Source organism: Sphingobacterium sp. MAE (genome assembly GCF_056711605.1).
Genome location: NZ_CM160044.1, coordinates 1,648,442 through 1,665,293, shown reverse-complemented (window position 1 = coordinate 1,665,293; position 16,852 = coordinate 1,648,442). Strand labels below are relative to the sequence as shown.

Sequence of the window (16,852 nt, the reverse complement as noted above, 5' to 3'; positions counted from 1 at the left end):
TTCAATTTACTAAATATGGTGGAGAATGAATTAAAGTTCATTGTATTTTTATTGGAAAAATTAAAATATGAAAATAGCAATATAACCTAATTTGTTACGCTTAGTAAACCAATTCTCCATTATGAACAAGAGAGCGGATATCTGAAATACGCGAAACGGCTTCAGCAGAACAACTTGCGTTAACCAGTACAAAGTCAGCTTTATCCCCTATTTTAGGCCATTGCTGTATTCCTTTATCATCTAAAGGAAGTAGCCCTGCAGTAGCCAATTTTAAACTTCTTGATAACAAAAACTCAGAAGAATAACCATAAAGCTGAGCCATCAAATTCGCTTTCTGTAAAACACTTCCTGTTCCAAAAGTATTCCAGTGATCCACAATACTGTCATTACCAGTCATAACGGTCACGTTATACTTGTATAAAGTCGGAATCGGCATAATTAAACCTCCAAATGGGATTGTTGACACGATACCGATTTGTGCAGCCCCTAATTTTTCCGCAACTTCTTCTTGCTTTATTTTATCGATCTTTCCCAGTACAAAACAATGGCTTAAAAATGTTTTACCTTTTAAAACCGGATTTTCATTGACCTTATCGATTAAGTATTCCACCGTTTTCAATCCCGACTCTCCGGACTCATGTAAGTGAATATCTATTCCTTTATGATGATCCAGGGCAAGTTGAACAGTAAAATCCATTGTTTTTTCAATCTGCCCATCAATGGAAAACGGATCCACACCACCTATAAAGTCGATATCCATTTGAGCCGCTTCCTTTAAGTAAGGAACACTATTTGTATAGTATACGCCATGTTGTGGAAAAGCAACCAATTCTGCTCCAAAGCCTTTACGCTTATTTTCAAGAGCGATCTGCAGATTTTTAAGTGATTGCAATTTAGATGTCGGCTCGATATTGACATGACTACGTGCAAATGCCGTACCTTTTGACTGCAAAAGTTCAATCAGTTTTTCTGCTTTAAAAGTTGAATTTTTCAATAAGTCTGGGAGCATCTTTTGTTCCAAAGCAATCATTCCTTTCACTCCACCTGCCCCACGTCTGATCGCTTGCCACTTATCTCCATAAAAAGTTTTGTCTAAGTGAATATGCATATCTTTAAAAGAGGGCAACATCAACAATCCCTGAGCATCGATAGCATCTGCATGAGGTTGGTTAGCACTTATTTTTACAATTTTCCCATGTTCAACTTCAACATAAAATAAATCTGTCGTCGTAGCAATCACATCAGCCTCATCAAATTTAAAACCTGTCTCCAAACGAATATTTTTGAATTGTAGTTTTGAACTTACGTTATTCGGTTGATTAGCATACATAGGATCAGCGATTAAAGTGCCCATCGGTAAAGATGCGCCAGCAACAGCTATAGCAGCACTTTGAATGAATTTTTTACGGGATAAATTGCTCAAATTATTCACGTTCTTTTTTTGTTATAAAATTACAAGTAAACTTGATCAAAATAAGGGTACATTTTATAACAATGCTTGTGCGATTTATTCCAATTGATCTCGCAAGATCTCCATCGTGAAGTAACCATTGGTTATCTCATCTTCATATGAAATAGCGGCAGGACATTGCTCAATCCTGACATAGTATTGCTCCTTAAAGAAGGACGGCAGCAGCTCCTCGATTTCATAGACATCATCGACATCGATCCCATATTTATCATCAATATGTGGAGATAGATGATGCTTAAAAAAAACCGTCTTTTTCGCCAAATCTTTAGCTTCCTCTAACGCTCGAGCGACGACGAGCTCTTTATAATGGTACTCTTCCATATCATTGAGCTTGTACCCCCCTAGATTGACAAAATATAATTTCAACTCTTTATTATCTACAGGTTCAGTCGAGATGGAAATTTGATAGTTCCCAACTTTCGTCACTCTCCGCCAAGAATCAACATGAATATCATCTTTAGCCTCTGGCCAATAATTTTCAATCGATGGAACTAATTCACCCAATTGTTTTGCGATACCAAAGTAAATATCATGCTGTTCAATATGTCTGTCTGATGGTTTACATCCCAGTAGTAACATAAAAAGATTCATATTTTTTCTCGATTAATTATAGTTTAATTATCATTACTTTTATAAGATACAACTTAAATCTAATGAGAACAAAATTTTTATTAATCCTATTATCAACGATATGCTTAGTTCCATATACGCTATTTGCTCAAAAAATTGACATAAAACTAGAACGGAAATTAAGGGTACTCACGCAAAACTTTCAAGGAGATATTGGTATCTATGTAAAAAACCTAAAAACGCAAAAATCAGTTTTGATACAAGCAGATTCTATCTTTCCAACAGCCAGTATTGTCAAAGTTCCGATACTTGTTGGGGTTTTTGACAAAATAGAAAAGGGAGAATTAAATCTCGATCAAAAATTCACTTATCGTTCATCTCAGCAATATGGCGGTTCTGGCTTAATGCAATTCTTCAAAGATAGCACCGAAACAGATCTATCTACCCTAGTTGGATTGATGATAAGTTATAGTGACAATGTTACCTCTATCTGGAATCAACAACTTGCAGGCGGAGGTTTAGTCATCAATGAACTGATGGATAAATTAGGGTTAGTCAATACTAAAGTTAATTCCCGTACAGTTGGACGTGACGACATTTGGAAAAAATACGGTTGGGGACAAACCACTCCAAGAGAAATGGCAACCTTAGTGGAGATGATCTATCAAGGCAAGGTTATCAGCTCAAAATCTTCAGATCAGATGTATCGCTATTTGGGCAATATTTTTTACAACGAACGCTCGCTATCACAAATACCGCCATATGTTAAAACTGCCTCAAAAACAGGATCTGTCGATGAAGCTCGAGGCGAAGTTGTCCTGGTAAATGCACCTAGCGGTGATTATGTTTTCTGTGTACTGACCAATAATATTAAGGATCAAAGTTGGACCAAACATAATGAAGCAGAAGAATTGACTAGAAAAATATCTCATTTATTATGGAATTACTTTGAACCAAAACGACCATATACACCATAAAAGAATACCCAATCACCTTTGGTCAAACTGAACAAAATAACTATTATATCATCTTGCTGTCGTTATTTTCATTTTTCTGCGCATGTTAAAAATATTCTGTTAAATTTACTTTATGAGTATCTTAACACAACATTTTGAGACGGTTCACAATACCGCACCATTTTCTAAAATAAAAAACGAAGACTTTATACCTGCATTTGATCTCGCCATAACCAATACCAGGGCAGAAATCGATGCTATAGCGCAAGCAACTGACCCTGCTACTTTCGAAAACACCATTGAAGCATTTGCATTTTCAGGAATGGCACTGGATCGTCTATCCAGTATTTTTTTCAATTTGCATTCTGCAGAAACCAATGAGCAATTGGAACAAATAGCCCAAGATATTGCGCCTAAGCTTTCGGAGTTAGGTAATGATATAACGCTTAACTTTGACCTTTTCAAAAGAATTAAACAAGTCTATGATCAAAAAGAAGAATTAGACCTCACGGCAGAACAGATGACGCTTTTAGAAAAAAATTATAAAGATTTTGTTCGAAATGGAGCGCTACTAGCCGACAATAAAAAAGATCAGTTACGCGCTATTGACAGCGAACTATCGCTACTCAAATTAAAATATGGCGAACATATACTAGCCGATACAAATGCTTATGAATTACATCTTACAGACGAAGCCGATTTAGCGGGCTTGCCCGATGGAGTGAAAGAAGCAGCAGCAGGATTAGCAAAATCTAAAGACCAATCTGGCTGGATCTTTACTTTGGACTATCCGAGTTACATTCCATTTGTCACTTATGCCGATAACCGTGAATTACGTCAAACGATCAGTATTGCAGCAGGAAAAAAGGGTTTTCAAAATAATGAGAATAACAATGAAGAAATTGTTTTAAAAATCAGTAAGCTACGCTTCCAGCGTGCACAGCTTTTAGGATATGAAACACATGCTCATTTTGTATTAGAAGAACGCATGGCCCAAAATCCAGCTAAAGTAAGAGAATTTTTAACTGATTTACTGACTAAAGCAAAACCAGCGGCAAAAAATGAATTTGATGAATTAGCTGCTTTTGCAAAAGAAACGGACGGTATTGACAAACTGGAGAAATGGGACGGAGCTTATTATGCTGAGAAACTAAAACAAAAGAAATTTCAACTTGATGATGAGCAATTAAAACCCTATTTCAAATTGGAAAACGTACTACAGGGTGGATTCGAAATCGCAGAAAAACTATTTGGATTGCATTTCAGTGAAGTGCAACACATAGATAAATATCACCCTTCGGTACAAACCTTTGAAGTAACGAATAAGGATGGAGACTTTATTGCTATTTTTTATGCCGACTTTTTTCCCAGAAAAGGCAAGCGCAATGGAGCCTGGATGACCTCTTTTAAACCCCAATATAAAAAAGAAGGACAAAACGAACGCCCGCATGTTTCCATTGTGTGCAATTTTACACCAGCTACAGCAACCAAGCCTTCGCTACTGAGCTTTAATGAAGTTACTACCCTATTTCATGAATTTGGTCACGCTTTACATGGCATGCTAGCCGACACCGTATATCCCACTCTTTCTGGAACTTCTGTATTCTGGGATTTTGTCGAATTGCCAAGTCAGATCATGGAAAACTGGTGTTACGAGCAAGAAGCATTGACGCTATTTGCTAAACATTACAACACTGGAGTGCCAATTCCTATGTCAATGGTGGAAAAAATACGCGAAAGTGCCTCTTTTCTAGAAGGCATGGCTACACTTCGTCAACTTAGCTTTGGAATGCTAGATATGGGGTGGCATGGTCAAGATCCTACAGCGATAGATGATGTAAAGCAATTTGAAAAAGAGCAATTTAAATCAACACAGCTTTATCCTGATGTTGCTGAAAATGCAATGAGCACTTCCTTTTCACATATTTTTGATGGCGGTTATTCATCGGGATATTATAGTTATAAATGGGCAGAAGTACTGGATGCTGATGCATTTGACTACTTTAAACAAAATGGAATTTTTAACAAAGAGATAGCAGCAAAATTTAAAGATACCGTTTTATCCAAAGGTGGGACAGTTCATCCCATGAACTTATATAAACAATTTAGAGGTCAAGAACCAACTGTAGAAGCCTTACTGAAACGGGCGGGATTGCTTAAATAATTTGGAATTTCCCCAATAAAAAAAAGGAATGTTTTACTCAGGTAAAACATTCCTTTTTTTTATTGTATTCGTAAAAGCAGATGCTATTTTGAATTGATATCTTTTTCTTCCGTCTGCGTTATTTTAGCAGCAGCATCCTTATCTGGAGTTGCCACTTTCTTAGTACTATCTTGAGCCAAACTTGGATGAGGAGCTGGAGCTGCTTTCGATTCTGTAGTCGATTTTGTTTCCCCTTTTGTGTCGTCTGATTTTGTTAAATCAGTCGTTAATTTTGATGGAACAACAGTTTTCGGAGCTTCGGCGGTCTTTGGTGCTGCTTTCTCAGGAGAAGGTTTAGCCGCAGGCTTTGATGCTGTTGTTATAGGCTTACTTGCAGTGACAGGTTTCGGAGCTTCAGCTGCCTTTGGCGCTGCCTTCGCAGGAGCAGGTTTAGCTGCAGGCTTTGATGCCGTTGTTGCAGGCTTACTTGCAGTGACAGGTTTCGGAGCTTCAGCTGCCTTTGGCGCTGCCTTCGCAGGAGCAGTTTTAGCCGCAGGCTTTGATGCCGTTGTTGCAGGCTTACTTGCAGCAACAGGTTTAGGAGCTTCAGCTGCCTTTGGCGCTGCCTTAGCAGGAGCAGGTTTAGCTGCAGGCTTTGATGCCGTTGTTGCAGGCTTACTTGCCACTACGGGTTTAGGAGCTTCAGCTGCCTTTGATGCTGCCTTCGCAGGAGCAGGTTTAGCTGCAGGCTTACTTGCCACTACGGGTTTGGGAGCTTCAGCAGCCTTTGATGCTGCCTTCGCAGGAGCAGGTTTAGCTGCAGGCTTACTTGCCACTACGGGTTTGGGAGCTTCAGCTGCCTTTGGTGCTACCTTCGCAGGAGCAGGTTTAGCCGCAGGCTTTGATGCCGTTGTTGCAGGCTTACTTACCGAGACAGGTTCTGAAGTCTCTTCCGCAGTTGTAGATCCTGGCAAAAGTTGTGGGTTATCAGCAGCTTCAGCAGCAGCCTGTGCAGAATCAGGTTTACTATCAGAGGCTTGCTTTTTCTTGTTTGATTTTTTTAATTTACCAGCAGGCTTAATTTCAGCATTCACCTTTTTTTCAGAGACGGATTTAATTTTATTACTTTTATCAGTAGATGCAGCAGGTATTGTTCCTGATTTTTTCTTCTTTTTATTTTTCAGAGAATCATCACTTTTTGAAGCTATTTTATTATCAGCTGCAGTTCCCGAAAGCTGACCATCTTTTGATTTCTTATTTTTAGGCTTGTCTTTTACTTTTTTATCTTTATTTGAACTAGTCCGTTGAATCGTTTCATCTACATGAAAAAAGGGCAATTTTTCCTGTATATCTGAAAGCGTTTCTTTCACTTTCTTATTCAGTTTTTTATAAGCCTTCATTAACTTAGAATCCTCATTTGAAATCTCTTTTTTAGACGCTTTCTTTAATTTTCGAGGCTTTTTCGATTTTTCCGCAACTATATGAGCTTTGGTAATTTCATCAGCAGGTTTCTTTTTAGCAACTGGCGTTGACAAATTTTTACTGATCTTTTTCGATTTTTTGGGTTTTATTTCTTTAGCCATGTAGATTTATTTTTTGATTCAATGAATATTTCATCTTTATAACAATTCTGATTAACAATTGTTTGTAGATCAATAAATGTAAGTTAGTAAATATATTGCATTCCACCCTTGTATATTACTTCATTATTGGAATAATATTTGTATTTTTGTGTCCTACATAATTGGGGTCGACCGGAATTGACAGGATGGAGACGGTTATGTAAGCATGCAGTGCGTTGTTAGTAGAGCACTTTAATCGGAACTTTCACAATTACAACTGGCGAAGAAAACTACGCCTTAGCTGCTTAAGTTAGACTTAACATAGCTATTTGTCCCGTTAGATCCTGTTCTTTGGTTTAACATCAGGGGCATCGAACAATAGAACTGGCAGGTGTGATTTTGCTAATCACTTGTAAGACTCAGCAAATACGGCGTACGGTATAGGTCAGCAACTCACCTTCCCTCGCCCGACAATTAAAGAGAAGCTAAGCATGTAGAAAGCGTATACAGTACCATGACTGGACGAGAGTTCGAATCTCTCCGGCTCCACAAATAAAACCGCATTCAGAAGATCTGAATGCGGTTTTATTATTTTAGGAGAAAAATAATAAATTAAAAAAATCTCAATTGATCCCCTTGTTCAAGTCAAAACAGGAAAAAAATAGCACAAAAACTACAAGAAATCGGATATCGACCAAGCAGTTATAACCTGTTGAAAAAATATTAAATATTTCTCTTTTCCAATATTATTAGTGTTTTTATAAACATCTGTTAATGTAATAGGAAGTGATTAAATTGCCCAGAGGCCTTTTTAATTTTCATCTCTAAAAACATGAGATAACATGTTTTAATGATTAACTCTAAATCTTTAATGCTGCACATGGAGAAATAAACCGAACTAGATATATCACAAACCTTTTGTTTAACCATTAAATCTATTGCTTTTTCATAAGCAAACACTTTCCATTCTCTACCAAAAAGTTGAACGATTAGATTTTCAAGGTTAGTAGGTGAATCCAATTCTATGTCGCTAATTAAAGCTTTAATTTGAGTGTGGAGATCATTAGTTTCATTCAGATCTCGAACAACATCAAAGACTTCAGTCCATTCTTTTGGAAGGATCTCACATTGAATATTCATCCATACCGTACGTATCATTATTCTAAAATCTCTACCCAGATTATAATATTCATTGTTCGAGAGTGATTTTACTTCATCTTCTAAAATTGGTTTATATAATGTATTTAAATCGGAGATATAATCTTCAACCGATTTTTCGTCAAATATATGTGCCAGCCAGAAGTATGGATTAAAATGCTCTAGACCATCCACATCCATATCTTGGTATGCTGTCCGACTGTATAATAAATGTACCGTAGGTATATTTACGGCCTGATCTAGAAAACCGGACGTGCTAAATAGATAAAGGGATTCTATAAGACGATTTAAAAATATCTGTGTTTTTAAAGGATTATGATCAGCACCAAAATAGCCCCAAATATTACTATCATCCTCGGTAACATAAAGCCAATCATCTAATAGCTTTAACCAACTAACCACAGATATTTCATTATAAAAATCGTTTAATACTTTATAAATATCGGCAGCATCAACGATGGATAAATTTGTAATATCTCCATAAAATCCACTTAAACCAAAATTTCGTTGCCTAAATTGTGGAGTCTGCAATGATTCTTTTAGATACAGCGGGTTTTTTATAAAATTTATGGACTCAACATCAAAACGTAGTTCGTATCGATGATTTTGAAATACCAACTCCCAACCAAAATTCACAAGAAATTTTAGCTTTTTAATAAGTTTGCTATAATCCTGCTTGGCAGGCTGTTCACTAAGTACTTCGATAGTTAACTGATTTAAGTCTCTTTTAAGTTTACTAAGTTTGGTTTTTTCGAAAAATCTATTCAACTCGGATTGCTGGCTTTCAATTATATGCTCCTTTTCTGCATAATGTTTGATATGATATTTTGTTTCCATAAGTTATATAATTAGCTTTATTTGTTATTTGACTAGAATCATAATTATTTTGCATATGCATAATTGTTTAATTTTAGTTCATATCAAAGTTCAGAAGAGTATTAAGCATAACCAATCCCCAAAGTGGCATATATTATTCCATTAAGCGTATAAAATATCCGTGTTTAATTTTTAAATTAGTTTCATCAGATAGAAACAGTTACATATCTTTGTTATCATAAGAATGGAAATGGAAAAGACAAATCAAGTTCACGAAGGAAGAAACATTAAACGTTTCCGCGAAATGTTAGGTATCAAACAAGAAACACTAGCTTATGAACTAGGTGATGGTTGGACTCAAAAAAAGGTTTCACAACTTGAGGCTAAAGAAAGTATCGAGAAGGACATATTAGAGCAAGTTGCCAAAATCTTAAATGTTAGCTCAGAAGCAATCCAGCATTTTAACGAGGAGTCTGCAATAAATATTATTTCCAGCACATTCCACGACAACGCTTCTGGTGTCAACTACAAATGTGAGATGACATTCAATCCCATTGAAAAACTCATCGAATCTCATGAAGAAAACAAAAAGCTCTACGAACGCCTTCTCGAATCCGAAAAATCTAAAGTAGAACTTTTAGAAAAATTATTGAACAGCAAATAAGCTAGTCTTTATATATCAATTGTGCAACGGGGAGTTGCACAATTAAAAACACATCTCTTTGTCAGCAATAAATATAATCACTTCATGCTATATTGCCCGACTTTTGCCCCACTATCGCATCTTTTGCCCCATCATCTTATACTATATGCATGAGAAATAGTCTCTACCCAACCTAAAAAATAATCACCTGTATCATTTGATGCGATTAATAAGCAATTCAATTTAAAATTTTCAAGCAAATGCTCATCAGGCTGTTACTTTAGGTGAATTTTGTTTGTTATGGGGATTAGAAGTTGAGCATATACATAAATTGATCTAATCTATAAACCACAAAGCCATAGACAATCTACAAAATTGAACAGAATGCTTAAATACAGCGTTTTAAAAACCAAATACTTAAAAATTTTAAATTCATTTTGCATGAAATTTGAATTTTATTTCATACATTTGAATCATGTATAAGCTGGATAACTTACGGAAATCAATACGAAAAGGACAAGTATATCGTAGAGAAGATTTAGCAAAATCATCAAAATCAATAGATCGTGATTTAGCTAACTTAGTACAAGAAGGCAGTCTTAAAAAACTAGCTCAAGGCCTATACTATGCACCTAAAAAAACTGCTTTCGGAGATTCCGCTCCTGAAGAGAGAGATGTTATAAAGAAATACCTAAAAGGAGACGATTTTTTGATAACATCCCCTAATTATTACAATTCATTAGGATTAGGAACAACACAGCTCTATAATAGTAAAAGTATATACAATCATAAAAAACATGAAGATGTCAAACTTGGCAATAAGGTTTATCAATTTAGACGTAAGCCCAAATTCCCCAAACAGCTGTCATCCGAATACTTAGTTATCGATCTATTAAACAATATAAAAAGCTTGGGTGAAGACGAGCAGATCCTAATCCATAATCTAAAGTCAAAGGTACAGCAACTTAATAAAGAGCTTCTTAAAAAGAATGCTGATAGATATGGATCTATAAAAGCTAAAAAAATAATAAATGAATTAGTATAGAACTATGTATCTGCATCATCACAAAAACTTCAAAGATCTACTACTTGCAGAATCTGAAGCTAGAGCAATAGATCCGATACTGATCGAAAAAGATTATTGGATTATGCACTGCCTATACGGCCTAAAAACATTAGGCTTTCGGTTTGAATTAAAAGGGGGTACTTCCCTATCAAAAGCATATAAAATAATTGATAGATTTTCAGAGGACATTGATATCCATATTCATCCTGATGCAACATTGGGAATAAATGAAAATCCTAAAAATACCAATACAAACAATGTTGCCAAGAGACTAAACTTCTACAACAGCTTGGCAGATGAAATCAAGATAGATGGAATTGTAGCTGTTGAAAGGGATACTGTCTTTGACGACACTGATTATTATCGAAGCGGAGGAATAAGATTATTTTACAACTCCTTTTTTAACGCATTGCCAGGATTAAAAGAAGGAATTTTATTAGAAGTAGGATTTGATAATATAGCCCCAAACAGCCCAATGAATATATCATCATGGGCATTTGACAAGGCGCTAGGAGCATCGATTGATTTAATAGATAATAGAGCCCTGCAAATTCCATGTTATGATATGCGTTATACCTTTGTAGAAAAACTACAAACTATAGCAACCAAATTTCGGAGTATGCAAAGTTCCGGGGATAATCAAGTGAACTTCATGCGCCAATATTATGATGTATATCAACTACTTAATCAACAAGAAGTAATAGATTTTATCGGCACACCCGAATATTTAGCCCATAAACAACGTAGATTCCCTAGTGTAGATTTCGGAATTCCTCTTTCTCAAAATCAAGCTTTTTTATTAGAAGACACCAAAGTAAAACAACAACTTGGTCAATTATATATTAACAGCAGTGCACTTTATTATAATGGCCAAGTGGATTTACAATCCATACTTGATTTATTTAAGATATACCTCAAAGATTTATAATAACTAAACAAAGGAAAACAAAAGAACTACACCAGACTTTATAAATTTGACAAATATAAGTTGTAAAATCAAAAAGGCATTGGATAACATGACCTGACTAAAAATAAAACAATAACCTACTCAAAAACATAAACTTAGCCAACCATATTTACTACATCCAATGCCATATTAACATGTTTATTTCGTATATTTGTTTAGTAATAAGACATAGGGAATTTAGGAAAATGCCTTAGCGAGACCAAATCGAGACCTTGCAAAAGCACGACTTATAAAAGATATTAAATCAGCGAGTTACAGGAAAGGTTCGAATCTCTCCGGCTCCACAAAAAGAAAAGCTCAACTTAGGTTGGGCTTTTCTTTTTTAGTGGATTAGAGCACTCGAATAGAGAATTTTGTATTTCTATACGATTAGAGCTAACAATTGGATTTAGCTGAATATCTTATTTTGAATTCAATTTATATTCCCTGAAATACAAAAGGTTTAGCATCTAAAAACTTGCCCGATGTTTCACCCGCATAGATTTGGTTCTGATCCAGTGCCAATTTCTTTACTTTTGCATTATTACTGAAATCCATTTTTTTCAAGTCTACCCAGATCGCATTTGGACTGAGCGCATCTTCAAAATAGTACACAAGATTTTTTTGGTCTGAAACTGTTCTCCATCTTGTTGTAGATAGATTGGGAAAACCTTCGGTAGATATACCATAAGGTACAGAACATTGTCTGATGACACTAAATGCACCAGCTAAAGCTATTCGAATGTCGTCCGTTTGTGGAATGGCTTTGATATAATAAGATGCCCTTACATAGCGATCAGCAGCCCTATTTGTACCAGGAAGAAATATATTGCCCGGAATTCCTTTCCAATATTCATTGATTGCCAATTGTTCTTCAAATATAGGATCATTGGTCATTACGGTATAAGAAGGATCATGATGGATAACTAATTTTCCATTTATATATTCCAAAATAGCATTGTCCCCAGTCGCATCTGACATGGAAAGATGTACAGTCGTAAACTTATCAGTCCCTGGAATAAAATCTGTAACGACAACAAATTCTTCTTTACTAAAATGAGCTACAGCCTCTGCTACGGTAGCAAAATTATCTAATGCATATTGAGCCCACAATGAAACTGACAATCCTTTTTTACCTGTACCCTCTTTCGAAAATTCAGGATACTTTGAACTTACTAGCCAAAGTAAATTCGCAACCAACCCCTTTTCATTCATACCGTCAGATACGGCAATATCCCACGAACTTGTCGTCATACTACCATATTTAGAAGTCCATTTTACTGTATTTTTTCCAGTACTCCCATCACGTTCCATATTTCTCGGAAATAGCCACAAATTAGAGGGAATTGGAATTGAAAAATCCATACTGCGAGCTGTGAGGATTGTGTTATTTGGGCCTTTATAAACAACTCTCGTACAAGCGTCTGCTTGATTAAATGAAGACAATCCTACCGCAACTAGCAGTAAAGTCCTTCCAATTTGTTTGATACATCTTTTCATTCTTACTTATATTATTTGATGAAGTTTTTTAGTTTTTAGACGATAAATGAAAAATAAATACAACAGATCCTATTCAAAACGAAGTACCAAAGCAATTTAAGAATAATTTTTTCTATTAAAAAGAAACTAAACATAGATATTGAAAAAACAATTGAAGAAAAGTTATTTTTAAGCAATTCCATTGACAATAAGATTAATAGGGTTTCACAAGATTATTGAAAATCGCCATTAATTCAATCATCCACTAACTATGTGTAAACCAACTATAACATCACTCCACTTTATTTAATCGGTTAATTTGATATAACCCCACTTGGATATCATACAAATGAACAAATTTATCTAAGTTTGAACAATGGTGACATATAAAACATAATATGAAAATAATGTATTCGCTTATCACAGCAATGATGATGCTATTTCAAGCAGCCGCTATTGGTCAGACGATAGATACACTGGTAGATGTAGGTAGTCACAAACTACATTTTAATATCAAAACCGGCGCAGGAATACCTATTATATTTGAATCTGGAGCTGGTAATGATGGCTCTGTCTGGACAGAAATATGTAAAAGGCTAAGTCAACGAATCGAGGCACCGCTCATAACCTACGATCGTGCCGGATTTGGAAAAAGCGAAATTGACACAAACAACATCAATATCACAACTGAGGTCAAAGATCTAGATTTAGCGCTCAATAAATTGAAGTTTACGGGAAATTATTTCTTTGTAGCCCACTCATTAGGAGGAAATTATGTTATGAAATTTATCTCTAATAACCCGAATAAAGTTAAAGGCGCAGTGTTTATTGACATCGTAAGTCCTTATTTTATGACTTCGCAACGAGCCACCTATACGAAAAATCTATTCATAGATAGCATTGCAGCAATTAAAAAGGAAAGTATAGGATTTTATCATCTTGTTCTAAACTATGAAAATACTAGTGAAGTAATGCGCAAAGTTGCACCTGCAGTCAAAACACCGCTTACCATCATCGCCTCTGGAATCACTCCATTTGAGGGAGAAGATAGACAACAATTTAAAAATGGATTAAAAAGATTTGCATTGGATAATAAAAATCGCACCTATATTTTAGCCGAAAATGCGGAACATTATGTTTTCTATGACGATCCGGAATTAGTGACTCAAGAAATTATAAAACTTTATCAACTGGTCAAATAAAAACAAATCACATCAATATTGATGCCTTTAATGCCCATCCAAACATAAAAAAACGCTCAAAATATGCATATGCAATAAATCCAATAGAAAGTAGTAGTCTCGATAATTTAATTGTTTAAAGAGGTTTCCTGCTGAAAACATAAAAGCAGTTATTAGAAAATGTTTAACTTTATAAAATGCACACTGAATTTGAAAAGCTAATTATAGACTCACTCCTTAAAGGAAAGACACAACAAGAAATTTCAATTGAGTTAAAAAACAAAGGGGTAGTTCCTTACAGCCTATCTTCCATTGAAAAAACGATGAATGATCTTAAACGTAAACATCAAGCAACGACTTTATTTCAATTAGGAGCTATAATCACCCTAAAAAGATATATTCATAAAAAAGAGTAGGTATGATCCTACTCTTTTTTATGAATATAAGCTCCTTTCTTCACATCCAAAAATTAAGATAAAGAAATTTGAGATACTGCTGTTTTATGATTCTTTTTTCATTATACCACATTTTACACAAAACCAAACCGGGTATTTATTATCTACTTCGCGTGCTTCCCACTTATGGTAACATTTGAAGTATACTTTGTATAAAAAAACAATTATTAATATAAGAATAATGAAGGCTAGCAGGTACAGAAGGTTGAACATGATTAAAATAGTTAAATGCATGATGTGATTATCTAAAAAAGTAACGCACATATTTCATTTATGTTTTATGTATCTGAGGATAAATTTTAAACATCCCCATTTAGTATATTATGTTGATACTAAAAAATTACTATTTACAATCACCATTAACCCTGCTCCATCAATTGTCCATTGCGTATTTTTTTATCGATATAAAACAATAATTGAAGCAGCATCATTCTTTTTAAAGAGAGCTACTTAATTCTCTCTAACCTATTCACGGTTGACGACCTGTAACATAGATATAATCCGTCAATCATAATAATAGCATCAATTAATTCATTTTTTAGCGAAAACCCTTTTACCAACAGTCATCAGCAAAACCGCCAATAAACCCGCTACTACCCCATAACCGACCTGTTTTACCATAGATGGGACATTAGGAAGAAAATGATGTAAATAATCAATATTATGATCAAAAATACCACCGGATACTAATATCAATGCGATAGTTCCAACCACTGCCAATAATTTAATGACAATGGGTAAAGAATTTACTAACAGATATCCAAATTTTGAAACAACCCCCTGATTGTCTGATCGTTTAATTAATCTATATCCGGCATCATCCATACGGACTATCAAAGCTACGATACCGTAAACACCGATTGTCGCAAATATAGCGACCACAGATACCGTTAAAATCTGAATGGTTAAACTTTCATTCAATACTGTCCCTAGAGCTATAATAACGATCTCAACCGATAATATAAAATCAGTTGTAATCGCAGATTTAACTTTTACTTTTTCTAGCTCCGTATTATTTTCTTCATTTTCAACAACCACTTCATGTCCAGTTTTTTGCCTATGAAACAGGTATTCTATGATTTTTTCAACACCTTCATAGGCTAAATAGATACCGCCTATAATCAGAATAAATTTAATTGCAATAGGAAAAAAAACATTAAGCAACAAGGCTATCGGTACAATTATAACTTTATTAATTAATGAACCTTTTGTAATGGCCCATAATACTGGAATTTCACGAGAAGAGAGGAATCCAGTTGCTTTCTCCGCATTTACGGCCAAATCATCACCTAGAATTCCTGCGGTCTTACTCGCAGCAATTTTACTTGTAACCGCAACATCATCCATTAAAGCAGCAATATCGTCCAATATTGCAAATATACCTGAAGCCATATGTATTTAAATATTTAAGAGGGCAAAATATAAAATGATTTCGAATTTCATTTATATTTTCTAATTTTTATTTGAAGTGGAAAAAAAACGATGGCTTTAATGGCTATTGTTAGCCCTATGAGCGTTCAAAAAAGTGCTATATTAAAAGTTAAAAACAACTACAAACAGCTATTAAATCTGTAAAAAACACCATAAATACTTGATCTATTACGTTACTTTTATTACCTCTAAATGATAAGATGATACAGATAGCGATTTTTAGCGATATACACGGCAATCTACCAGCATTGAAAGCCGTATTAGAAGATATTGACGCAAGAAAAATTGGGTACACCTATTGTCTCGGCGATCTAGTGGATTTTGCTCCCTGGAGTAATGAAGTAATCGAATGTATCCGATCAGAAAAGATCCCGTGTATCATGGGAAATCATGATGAACGTATTGCATTTGACTATCCGGTAATACCTTTGGAAAAGCATGATGAAAAAGAAACAGCTTGCCGCATACAAGCCATTAATCACTCTAAAAAGATCATAAATGAAGAAAACAAGCTATATTTAAGTCAGCTTCCATATTCAATGCAATTCGATTTTAAAGTAAAAACCAAAAATTGGCGTATCCAGTTGGTGCATGGTAGCTTAAAAAGCAATGAACAATACCTCTACGAATCAGAGCCAGACATCACTTTTAAACAGATATTCGACGAAACAAATGCTGACATATTGATTATGGGCCACACGCATATTTCTTATATCAAACCTATTGCTAACAAATGGGCCATGAACACCGGTTCGGTCGGCCGTTCAAAGGAAGAAATTAGAGATGCCACTTATCTCTTGTTGCAACTATTAGAAGATAAGATACAAGCTAAAATCATCCGTATCCCTTATGATATTTCAGCGGTAACGAATGCAATAAAAAGCAGTGGAATACCTGATTTTTATGCCGACTTTTTACGATCACCATAGATCAATACACCGATATAGCGCCATCCATTTATAGAAGAATGGGCGA

14 protein-coding genes and 1 other RNA gene are annotated in these 16,852 nt (G+C 35.0%); 9 read left to right on the top strand and 6 right to left on the bottom strand.

The features are described from left to right. Positions 1 to 100: 100 nt before the first annotated feature. On the bottom strand, positions 101 to 1,432 hold the full coding sequence (locus AC06G9_RS06970; protein WP_293927742.1) for an amidohydrolase: 1,332 nt from the start codon (positions 1,430 to 1,432) through the stop codon (positions 101 to 103). 75 nt (positions 1,433 to 1,507) lie between these two features. After that, positions 1,508 to 2,062: a DUF1543 domain-containing protein gene (locus AC06G9_RS06965; protein ID WP_480957779.1), complete on the bottom strand. Its 555-nt coding sequence runs from the start codon at positions 2,060 to 2,062 to the stop codon at positions 1,508 to 1,510. A 62-nt stretch (positions 2,063 to 2,124) separates the two neighbouring features. On the opposite strand from AC06G9_RS06965, the gene AC06G9_RS06960 reads away from it, so the two are divergent. Continuing rightward, a complete protein-coding gene (locus AC06G9_RS06960; protein WP_045753886.1) occupies positions 2,125 to 3,018 on the top strand; it encodes a serine hydrolase in 894 nt (297 codons plus the stop codon). Between the two features lie 112 nt (positions 3,019 to 3,130). Continuing rightward, positions 3,131 to 5,161: a M3 family metallopeptidase gene (locus tag AC06G9_RS06955; protein ID WP_480957778.1), complete on the top strand. Its 2,031-nt coding sequence runs from the start codon at positions 3,131 to 3,133 to the stop codon at positions 5,159 to 5,161. 83 nt (positions 5,162 to 5,244) lie between these two features. Here the strand turns inward: AC06G9_RS06955 and AC06G9_RS06950 are convergent, their stop codons facing one another. Next, complete coding sequence (locus AC06G9_RS06950) at positions 5,245 to 6,723, bottom strand: hypothetical protein (RefSeq protein WP_293925477.1); 1,479 nt, start codon at positions 6,721 to 6,723, stop codon at positions 5,245 to 5,247. Between the two features lie 163 nt (positions 6,724 to 6,886). On the opposite strand from AC06G9_RS06950, the gene ssrA reads away from it, so the two are divergent. Then, positions 6,887 to 7,254: a transfer-messenger RNA gene (ssrA, locus tag AC06G9_RS06945) on the top strand. 219 nt (positions 7,255 to 7,473) lie between these two features. On the opposite strand, the gene AC06G9_RS06940 is transcribed toward ssrA, so the two are convergent. Continuing rightward, positions 7,474 to 8,697 (bottom strand): hypothetical protein, encoded by a 1,224-nt coding sequence (locus tag AC06G9_RS06940; protein ID WP_293925405.1) that lies wholly within the window; start codon positions 8,695 to 8,697, stop codon positions 7,474 to 7,476. A gap of 229 nt (positions 8,698 to 8,926) precedes the next feature. On the opposite strand from AC06G9_RS06940, the gene AC06G9_RS06935 reads away from it, so the two are divergent. The 3 genes from AC06G9_RS06935 to AC06G9_RS06925 all read left to right on the top strand — a co-directional run bounded on the left by AC06G9_RS06935 (position 8,927) and on the right by AC06G9_RS06925 (position 11,313). Beyond that, a complete protein-coding gene (locus AC06G9_RS06935) occupies positions 8,927 to 9,340 on the top strand; it encodes a helix-turn-helix domain-containing protein (protein ID WP_480957777.1) in 414 nt (137 codons plus the stop codon). A gap of 454 nt (positions 9,341 to 9,794) precedes the next feature. Beyond that, positions 9,795 to 10,364, top strand: coding sequence for a DUF6088 family protein (locus AC06G9_RS06930; RefSeq protein WP_293925403.1), 570 nt, complete (start codon positions 9,795 to 9,797; stop codon positions 10,362 to 10,364). A 4-nt stretch (positions 10,365 to 10,368) separates the two neighbouring features. Continuing rightward, a complete protein-coding gene (locus AC06G9_RS06925) occupies positions 10,369 to 11,313 on the top strand; it encodes a nucleotidyl transferase AbiEii/AbiGii toxin family protein (protein ID WP_480957776.1) in 945 nt (314 codons plus the stop codon). A gap of 456 nt (positions 11,314 to 11,769) precedes the next feature. Here AC06G9_RS06925 and AC06G9_RS06920 read toward each other — a convergent pair whose 3' ends face one another. Further along, entirely contained in the window at positions 11,770 to 12,831 is a 1,062-nt protein-coding gene (locus AC06G9_RS06920) for a linear amide C-N hydrolase (RefSeq protein WP_094773555.1), read from the bottom strand. A gap of 377 nt (positions 12,832 to 13,208) precedes the next feature. Here AC06G9_RS06920 and AC06G9_RS06915 point away from each other — a divergent pair, with 377 nt between their 5' ends. Continuing rightward, positions 13,209 to 14,012: an alpha/beta fold hydrolase gene (locus AC06G9_RS06915; protein WP_293925401.1), complete on the top strand. Its 804-nt coding sequence runs from the start codon at positions 13,209 to 13,211 to the stop codon at positions 14,010 to 14,012. Positions 14,013 to 14,188: 176 nt separating this feature from the next. Then, a complete protein-coding gene (locus AC06G9_RS06910) occupies positions 14,189 to 14,407 on the top strand; it encodes a hypothetical protein (protein WP_045756062.1) in 219 nt (72 codons plus the stop codon). A gap of 570 nt (positions 14,408 to 14,977) precedes the next feature. Here the strand turns inward: AC06G9_RS06910 and AC06G9_RS06905 are convergent. Beyond that, a complete protein-coding gene (locus AC06G9_RS06905; RefSeq protein ID WP_293925400.1) occupies positions 14,978 to 15,838 on the bottom strand; it encodes a DUF808 domain-containing protein in 861 nt (286 codons plus the stop codon). 239 nt (positions 15,839 to 16,077) lie between these two features. On the opposite strand from AC06G9_RS06905, the gene AC06G9_RS06900 reads away from it, so the two are divergent. Then, positions 16,078 to 16,806: a metallophosphoesterase family protein gene (locus AC06G9_RS06900; protein WP_346572422.1), complete on the top strand. Its 729-nt coding sequence runs from the start codon at positions 16,078 to 16,080 to the stop codon at positions 16,804 to 16,806. The last annotated feature ends 46 nt before the right edge of the window (positions 16,807 to 16,852 follow it).